This window comes from Frankia sp. CeRuru1 (assembly GCF_977966315.1).
Genome location: NZ_CDWWEW010000073.1, coordinates 5,091 through 12,552, shown reverse-complemented (window position 1 = coordinate 12,552; position 7,462 = coordinate 5,091). Strand labels below are relative to the sequence as shown.

Genomic DNA, 7,462 nt, shown 5'->3' with positions numbered 1-7,462 from the left:
CCCGCCGAGGCGTCGGCGCCGCGCATGAAGCTCACCGGCCCGGACGCGGTGCCCCCGGAGGACAGCAGCTCCTTCGAGGACCGGATGCGGGACAGGTTGAGCCCGGCCCCGGAACCCCCCTTGAAGATCAGCCCCTCTTCCCGGTACCAGTTCAGGATCGACTCCATGGTGTCGTCCACGGAGAGGATGAAGCAGTTGTGCACACGTAGGCCGGCGGAGAGGTACTCGCCGCTGTCGGTCTGGATGTCGTAGACCGGCATCGGCCCGCGTGGCTCAATGCGCTCGATCTGCAACCGCTTCACCGGCTCCGCGGCCCGGCCGGGCTGATCGAACGACGCCTCCAGCTTCGCGGCCTTCACCGGGTCGAGGAAGCCGATCTCGTCCGCGAATGTCCGCCGGTCACCGGCGTTCTGAATGCCCAGGCTCCAGAGGTCGTGGCGGTCGGGTCGCGGATCCGCCTCGCGGCGTACCCGCGCGAAGATGCCGAACCGGGCGAGCAGGCCCTGCACCCCGCGAATGAGGCCCTCGCTGATCATGTCCAGCCCGATCAGCGTCGAGCGCTCCCGGCGGGACACGTAGCCATCGGCCTGGAACAGGCTGCGCAGATAGGCCGCGACAACGGGCAGCGGAGCGTCATACAGCCAGGTCGGCACAGTCATCGCCTCGATGGTCAGCGAGGCGTTCGTACCGGCGTACCGACCAACAAAACCGTCCGCCTGCAGCCGGCCCGCGAGCGCCGCCTCGGCGATCTCCCGTGAGGTGATCTCACCCTCGCCAGGGGCGATGGTGCGATGCCACTCGAGGGTGTCCCCGGCCCGCAGCGTGCCGGCGGGAACAAAGGCCCCGGCACCCGCGGAGGTGCTCCGCCACACCAGATGATCGGCGGTGACGTCGAGCGCGTGACCGGCCTTCGTCCAGATCCGCAGGACGTCCTTGACGCCGTTGGACTTGGTCGCGATCACCTGGGTCAGACCGTGCGCGTCGAAGACCTTCGTCCCCACCGCGTCCTCCTCCACCAGGGCGCCGATGGGAACCAGACCGGACGGCGTGCTGACGAGGGCATCATAGGGCTGGCACGCCGAGACCTGCTGCGGCGCGGGGGTTCCCACGTTGAACCAGACCGGCGAGTTGAAGCTGAAGACCTGGTGGAGCAGCATCCAGGCCAGTTCGTGCTCGAAGATCTCGGCGTCGGTGCCCGAGGCGAAGTAGCCGTGCTCGCGGCCGGCCGCGCCGTAGGCGTGCACGACCCGGTCGATCAACTGCCGCAGCGACCACTCCCGCCCCGGCGTGCCGGGCGCCCCGCGGAAGTACTTGCTGGTAACGATGTTGGAGGCGTTCACCGACCAGAACTGCGGGAACTCCACTCCCCGCTGCTCGAAGTTGACCGAGCCGTCCCGCCAGTTGGTCATGACGACGTCCCGGGACTCCCAGGTGACCTCGTCGTACGGGTGGACGCCGGCGGTGGTGCGTGACCGCTGGATCTTCAACCCACTCGCTTTCGCCGCTGACCTGCTCGGCTTCGTGCCGCGGCTGTCGGTCATGACGCTCCTCGTCTTCACTCGTCAGCTTCAACCTTCAACAATGTGTTGTGGGCATCCCCGCCCCGGGCCGCCGCCAGCGGACGTCGGGACGGTGCGGGGCCGGGCCTCGGCGCACGGCGGTGCCCGCGGGGACGAGCACGCGCACGGCGAACACGCATGACGAACGGCACCAGCCAGGTCGAGCCGGGCCGCAGGTGTGCCGTCCGGGAGGTCCGCGGTCCTCGCACGGCCGCGACGCGGGATGTCACCCATCGCCGGCGGGACCGGGCCGGCACGACGAACCAGGGCGATGTAGGACGCTTCCGGCCGGGTGGTCCCGGCCCTACCTGCTATGTACCTGCTGGGTGCCGGTCACCGGCGAGGCATCGACGGCGCCGCGCGGGACCGGTCGAGCTGGTCCATCCCGCGTGGTGGGAGGTCCGGCGGCCTCGGAGCGCAACGCGACGATCGCGGATTCGAAGTCGGTCAACGACTCGAAGGCCAGATACACCGAGGCGAAGCGGAGATAAGCCACCTCGTCGAGCTCACGGAGCGGACCGAGGATCGCCCGGCCGATCGCCTCCGCGGGCACCTCCGCCGACCCCGACGAGCGGACGGCATCCTCTACCCGCTGCGCCAGAAGCGCGAGATCATCATCCCGCACCGGCCGGCCCTGGCAGGCCTTGCGGACACCGGCGATGACCTTGGCCCGGCTGAACGGCTCGGCCGCCCCGCTGCGCTTGCGAACCTGAAGGGACGCCTCCTCCATCGTAGTGAACCGGCGACCGCAGGACAGGCAGGACCGCCTGCGGCGGATCGCCGAACCCTCCTCGGCCTCCCGACTGTCGACGACGCGACTGTCCGGATGCCGGCAGAACGGGCACCGCACGCGCTACGCCTCCTTCGCCCGCGCCGGAGCCGACCGCCCCGGACCGGGGACGACGGGACACCGTTGAGGACCCGGCATCCACGCCGGACGGACCACCTTGTGGATGGACCGCCAGCTCCCCGTGGAAGACCTGTGGAACAACCTGTGGGTGACTTACACCCCGGTAAGCACCAGATGTTGTGTCCAAGGTAGCGCACGGCCCCAGAGATGGGGACAGCACCCCCGTATGGTCCGTGTGGTCCGCACCGCACGCGGCACCGCACGTGGACGAAAGACGACGGTGCGCGAGCCCCCGCGCCGAGACACTCGTGGACCCGGGAAGCCGGGGAAGCCGGGCGTCAGGGAAGGAGTAACGACTGGCCCGGGGTGATCAGTGGCGACCGCAGGTGGTTCAGCCGCATCAGCCGGTCCACCACGACCCGGGTGTCGGCGCTCTCGTCGAGCGCCACCGCCACCGCCCACAGCGTCTCCCCCGGCACGACCAGATGGCGCCGCGGCGCCTCCGCGGCATCCGGCCCGGCGATCGACACCCCAGGCATGATCATGATTGCCACCGCCACGACAACCGCCACGACAATCGATACCACCACCACCCGACCCCGCCGGGTCAGCCGGAGCGGCGGGGGTGCGGGCGGGCGACCCGGCGGGTATCCCGCCGGCCGGCGACCCGCCCGGTCCCTGGCCGTCGACAGGTCGACGACCCGCGCCCTGTGTGCGGATCCCATGGCACCCTCCCGTTCCGACGACACCGAACGCCGAAGATCGAACCTTCGTTCGATCGAACGCGTGGTCGATTGTCGCATCGGGAACCGGAAACCGCCAGGAACACGCTCGAACAGACGTTTGAGATTCTGCGACCCGCCGGTTACCGTCGAGTCGATCGGGTGTGAACCGGGCGGTTTCCCTCGGTCACGGACGGCGGCGAGTCGGTGGGTGACGGCTTCCGGAGCGGGACGGTCCGCCGTGCGGCCACCGGCCGGCCGGTGGCCGCACGGCGGAAGAAAAACGCGACGAGGAGAGCGGTAAGCGATGACTAGCCAAGGCAGGGGTACGCGCCGGGGCGGAACCCGCGGCAACGTGCGAGCCTTTCCCGAAGGCCCCGCGGACGCGGGCCTGACCCCCCGGCAGCGCAAGGTGCTGGAGGTCATCCGGGCCGCGGTGGAGCGGCGCGGATATCCGCCCAGCGTGCGGGAGATCGGTGAGGCGGTCGGCCTCACCAGCACCAGTAGTGTGGCTCACCAGCTCAAGGTGCTCGAGGAGAAGGGCTACCTGCGGCGGGACCCGAACCGCCCGAGAGCGATGGAGGTGCTGACCGTCGAGCACCCCCGGCGACGCGCGGATGTGGGCGCGGGCGCGACGACGGTGGCGGGCACGATTCCCATCGTCGGTGAGGCGGCGCCGGGCACCACCGAAGGAAGCAAGTCGGACGCGGCCTACGTGCCGGTGCTGGGCCGGATCGCCGCCGGTGGCCCGATCCTGGCCGAGCAGGCGGTCGAGGACGTCTTCCCGCTACCCAGGGAGATCGTCGGCGAGGGCACTCTGTTCCTGCTCCGGGTCGTCGGCGACTCGATGATCAACGCGGCGATCTGCGACGGTGACTGGGTGGTCGTCCGCCAGCAGCCGGTCGCGGACAACGGGGAGATCGTCGCCGCAATGATCGACGGGGAGGCGACGGTCAAGCGTCTGCGGGTTCGGGCCGGCAAGATCTGGCTACATCCGGAGAACCCGGCCTTCGCCGACATCCCCGGTGAGGATGCGACCATCCTCGGCCGGATCGTGGCTGTGCTCCGCAGGGTTTGATGTGGATCGGCCGGCCGCCCGTCGGGCGGCCGGCCGGGTTGCCTCGCGTCTGATCGCTCCTGGGCTCAGGCCCGGTAGGCGTGCAGCTCCGCCGCGAGTCCCGAGGAAACCCGGGCGGACAGCCGGGTACCGGTCTCAGTGTGCTCCATCGTGAGCACCTCGCCGTTCGCGTGCACCCGGGAGACCAAGTCGCCCCGGGTGTAGGGCACGAGCACGCGCATCTCCACGTCGGGATGCGGCACCCGGGCACAGAGCGCGTCGACCAGCGCGGCCAGCCCCTCGCCCGTGCGTGCCGAGACGAACACGGCGTCCGGGGCGAGCTGGCGCAGCCCCGCGACGACCGTCGGCTCCACGGCGTCCACCTTGTTGACGACGATCAGCTCGGGAACGCCGCCCGCGTCGATGTCGTTGAGAACCTCGCGCACGGCGGAGATCTGCGCGGCCGGATCCGGCGATGATCCGTCCACAACGTGCAGGATGAGATCGGCATCGGCGACCTCTTCCAGCGTCGAGCGGAACGCCTCGACGATCTGATGCGGCAGATGCCGGACGAATCCGACGGTGTCGGTCAGGGTGAAGGCCCGGCCGTCCGGCAGGGTCGCCCGCCGCACGGTCGGATCGAGGGTGGCGAACAGCGCGTCCTCGACCAGGACACCCGCGCCGGTCAGCCGGTTGAGCAGCGACGACTTACCGGCGTTGGTGTAACCGGCGATCGCCACGCTGGGGACCTCGCCCCGCCGCCGGGCGGAACGCTTGGTCTCCCGCACGGTCGTCATCGCGGCGAGCTCGCGGCGCAACCGCGCCATCCTGGCCCGCAGCCGCCGACGATCGGTCTCGATCTTCGTCTCACCGGGACCGCGGGTACCGATGGGCGCCCGGCCGCCGCCACTGGCCGCGGCCCGCGACATCGACTCACCCCACCCACGCAGCCGGGGCAGCATGTACTGCAACTGCGCGAGCTCGACCTGGGCCTTGCCCTCGCGAGAGGTCGCGTGCTGGGCGAAGATGTCCAGGATGAGGGCCGTCCGGTCGATGACCTTTACTTTGACGACCTCCTCCAGCTGCCGCAGCTGACCCGGGGTGAGCTCGCCATCGCAGACCACCGTGTCCGCGCCGGTCGCCGCGACGACCTCGGCGAGCTCGCGGGCCTTGCCCGAACCGACGTAAGTCGCGGCATCCGGCCGGTCGCGACGCTGCACGAGCGCGTCGAGCACCACCGAACCGGCGGTCGTGGCGAGCGCCGCGAGCTCCGCCATGGAGCTCTCGGCCGACCGCGGGGAACCCGACGTCCATACGCCGATGAGGACGACACGCTCCAGCCGCAGCTGCCGGTACTCGACCTCGGTGACGTCGTCGAGCTCGGTGGCGAGACCGGGAACCCGCCGCAACGCGGCGCGATCCTCCAGGTCGAAACCGTCCCCAGAATCGTCGAAGAAGTTCGGCAGGTAAGACGGATCGGCATCGGTCAGCTTGATGAGGGATCTGTCGAGAGTGGACGCATCGAAGGCGTCAGCAGGAAGTGTCATACCATCCGTTCTCAACGCGGCCCGCTACCGCACCATTCCGCGATCATTCCGTGCCGCTTGCTCCGGCCGGGCCCCACGACCCGGTGGCCCGAGGAGGATCCGCCGGACCGGAAGACCCTGCCGCACTCGTGGCGCGCCTCCCCCTCGTTTCCCGGCGAATCCCGTCGCCAACCAGGGTCCCACGCCACCACGTCGATCGCGAACCGTTTTGCCGCCCCGCCGACGTAGCCTCTGCGCCGTGTACCACGAGTACCACGAGAGACGGGCCCACCGCCTCGCCGCGACGATCTGGGACAGCTCGGGCCGCCCGACTCCCCCGGACACCACGCGGACGACGGCGGACCGGCGTCCGGACGGCACCGGGCCCTCGGAGGGCACCGGGCACACAGGCGGCACCGGGCACACAGACTTGGTGTGCAGCCGGCGGGTGTTGCCGGACGGATGCATGGACATCATCTGGAGTTCCGACGCCAATCTGATCGTCGCGGGGCCGGACACGGCGGCGAAGCTGGTGCGCTGGGCACCAGGCGTGCGGCACGTCGGGCTCCGCTTCGACTCGGGCTCTGGACCATCTCACCTCGGAGTGGCCGCGGACGAACTGCGCGACCAACGCATCCCGCTCGCCGACCTGTGGGGCGACGGACCGGCGCAGCGACTCGCCGAGCGGCTCGCCATGGCCGCTGATCCCCTGGTCGCATTCGAGTCGTCGATCATCGCCCGGCCCGTTCACCCGGCGCTCGTGGACCGGTTGGTTCCCGCCGTTCTGGCGGGTGCCCGCGCCCGGGCGCCCGTGGACGACCTCGCGCGCATAGTCGGGCTGAGCGAACGCCAGCTGCTGCGTCGCTGCCGGCGCGTCTTCGGATATGGCCCGAAGACGCTCGCCAGGATCCTCCGGATGCAGGACGCCCTGCACGCGGCGCGGGCCGGCATCCCGTTCGCGGTCGTGGCGGCCGAGGCCGGCTACGCCGACCAGGCGCACCTCGCCCGGGAGGTACGCGCGCTCGCCGGAGTTCCGCCGACCCGTCTCATCCGAACTGCCAACGTTCAGGACGAACTGGACGTCTCGGTAGCTGATGTCGCGGATGTCGCGGATGTCGCGGCCACTACGGGTAGTGGGGCGTAGAGGTCGACGTGGTTGCCGTCTGGATCGAGCACGACCGCGTACCGCTGGCCCCAGAAGGCGTCCCAGGGCGGAAGGTGGCCGGCGTGACCGGCGCCGACGAGGTCGGCGTAGACCTCGTCGACCTCGTCCGGCGTGTCGCAGGCGAAGGCCAGCCCGACCCGCGGCGAGCCGGTACCCGCCGACCAGTGCGGATCAAAGGATCGGATGGTCGCCTCGCTGTCGAACGCGAGGCGTAGACCGCCGGGCAGCTGCACCTCGACGTGCGGCTGGGCGTCGGCTCCGGCGGGCAGATCGAGGCCGAGCCGGCGGTAGAACGCCAGGGACCGGGCCATATCAGCGACGATCACACCGGTCAGGGTGAACGATGGTGGCATGAGGGCACCGTAGGGCCGGCAGGCGGGCCGGGTCTTGTAGGAAACGGACACCTCACCCGACCGGGTCGTGGACCTCCGCACGGCGCAGCACGCCGTCGAAGACCAGCTCGGCGGGCCCTCGCAACAGCACGGTCTCCGGCTGCCAGATCACGACCAGGCCGCCGCCGGGCACATCCACCTCGACCTCGGCCGGCGCACCCGCCGGCCGAGCACCTCGCCGGGCCGCCCAG

The 7,462-nt window shown here is 70.7% G+C and carries 7 protein-coding genes and 1 pseudogene; 2 read left to right on the top strand and 6 right to left on the bottom strand.

Going from position 1 to position 7,462, the window contains the following annotated elements; genetic code table 11:
* The 3 genes from AC08OP_RS08030 to AC08OP_RS08020 form a co-directional block, all read right to left on the bottom strand.
* A partial coding sequence (locus AC08OP_RS08030; RefSeq protein ID WP_476613601.1) for an LAGLIDADG family homing endonuclease occupies positions 1–1,541 on the bottom strand: 1,541 nt, incomplete at its 3' end.
* 322 nt (positions 1,542–1,863) lie between these two features.
* Positions 1,864–2,409, bottom strand: coding sequence for a transcriptional regulator NrdR (gene nrdR, locus AC08OP_RS08025; RefSeq protein ID WP_476613600.1), 546 nt, complete (start codon positions 2,407–2,409; stop codon positions 1,864–1,866).
* A 338-nt stretch (positions 2,410–2,747) separates the two neighbouring features.
* The gene (locus tag AC08OP_RS08020; RefSeq protein ID WP_476592083.1) at positions 2,748–3,134 is read right to left on the bottom strand and encodes a LysM peptidoglycan-binding domain-containing protein; all 387 of its coding nucleotides are present in this window, start codon (positions 3,132–3,134) and stop codon (positions 2,748–2,750) included.
* Positions 3,135–3,438: 304 nt separating this feature from the next.
* Here AC08OP_RS08020 and lexA point away from each other — a divergent pair, with 304 nt between their 5' ends.
* A complete protein-coding gene (gene lexA, locus AC08OP_RS08015; protein ID WP_476613599.1) occupies positions 3,439–4,209 on the top strand; it encodes a transcriptional repressor LexA in 771 nt (256 codons plus the stop codon).
* Between the two features lie 65 nt (positions 4,210–4,274).
* Here the strand turns inward: lexA and hflX are convergent, their stop codons facing one another.
* Complete coding sequence (hflX, locus tag AC08OP_RS08010) at positions 4,275–5,735, bottom strand: GTPase HflX (RefSeq protein ID WP_476613598.1); 1,461 nt, start codon at positions 5,733–5,735, stop codon at positions 4,275–4,277.
* A gap of 445 nt (positions 5,736–6,180) precedes the next feature.
* Between hflX and AC08OP_RS08005 the strand changes: the two genes are divergently transcribed.
* Positions 6,181–6,858: a helix-turn-helix domain-containing protein gene (locus AC08OP_RS08005; RefSeq protein WP_476613597.1), complete on the top strand. Its 678-nt coding sequence runs from the start codon at positions 6,181–6,183 to the stop codon at positions 6,856–6,858.
* Here AC08OP_RS08005 and AC08OP_RS08000 read toward each other — a convergent pair.
* Both AC08OP_RS08000 and AC08OP_RS07995 read right to left on the bottom strand, forming a co-directional pair.
* On the bottom strand, positions 6,780–7,283 hold the full coding sequence (locus AC08OP_RS08000; RefSeq protein ID WP_476613596.1) for a VOC family protein: 504 nt from the start codon (positions 7,281–7,283) through the stop codon (positions 6,780–6,782). The two genes, AC08OP_RS08005 and AC08OP_RS08000, sit on opposite strands and share 79 nt — an antisense overlap.
* Position 7,284: 1 nt before the next feature.
* Positions 7,285–7,462, bottom strand: a pseudogene (locus tag AC08OP_RS07995) (diaminopimelate epimerase); the annotation flags it as partial.

What these genes read in the sequence shown, in the direction of transcription:
- AC08OP_RS08020 (WP_476592083.1), bottom strand. Translation starts at nt 3,134, where the DNA reads ATGGGATCCGCACACAGGGCGCGGGTCGTCGACCTGTCGACGGCCAGG.
- lexA (WP_476613599.1), top strand. Translation starts at nt 3,439, where the DNA reads ATGACTAGCCAAGGCAGGGGTACGCGCCGGGGCGGAACCCGCGGCAAC.
- hflX (WP_476613598.1), bottom strand. Translation starts at nt 5,735, where the DNA reads ATGACACTTCCTGCTGACGCCTTCGATGCGTCCACTCTCGACAGATCC.
- AC08OP_RS08005 (WP_476613597.1), top strand. Translation starts at nt 6,181, where the DNA reads ATGGACATCATCTGGAGTTCCGACGCCAATCTGATCGTCGCGGGGCCG.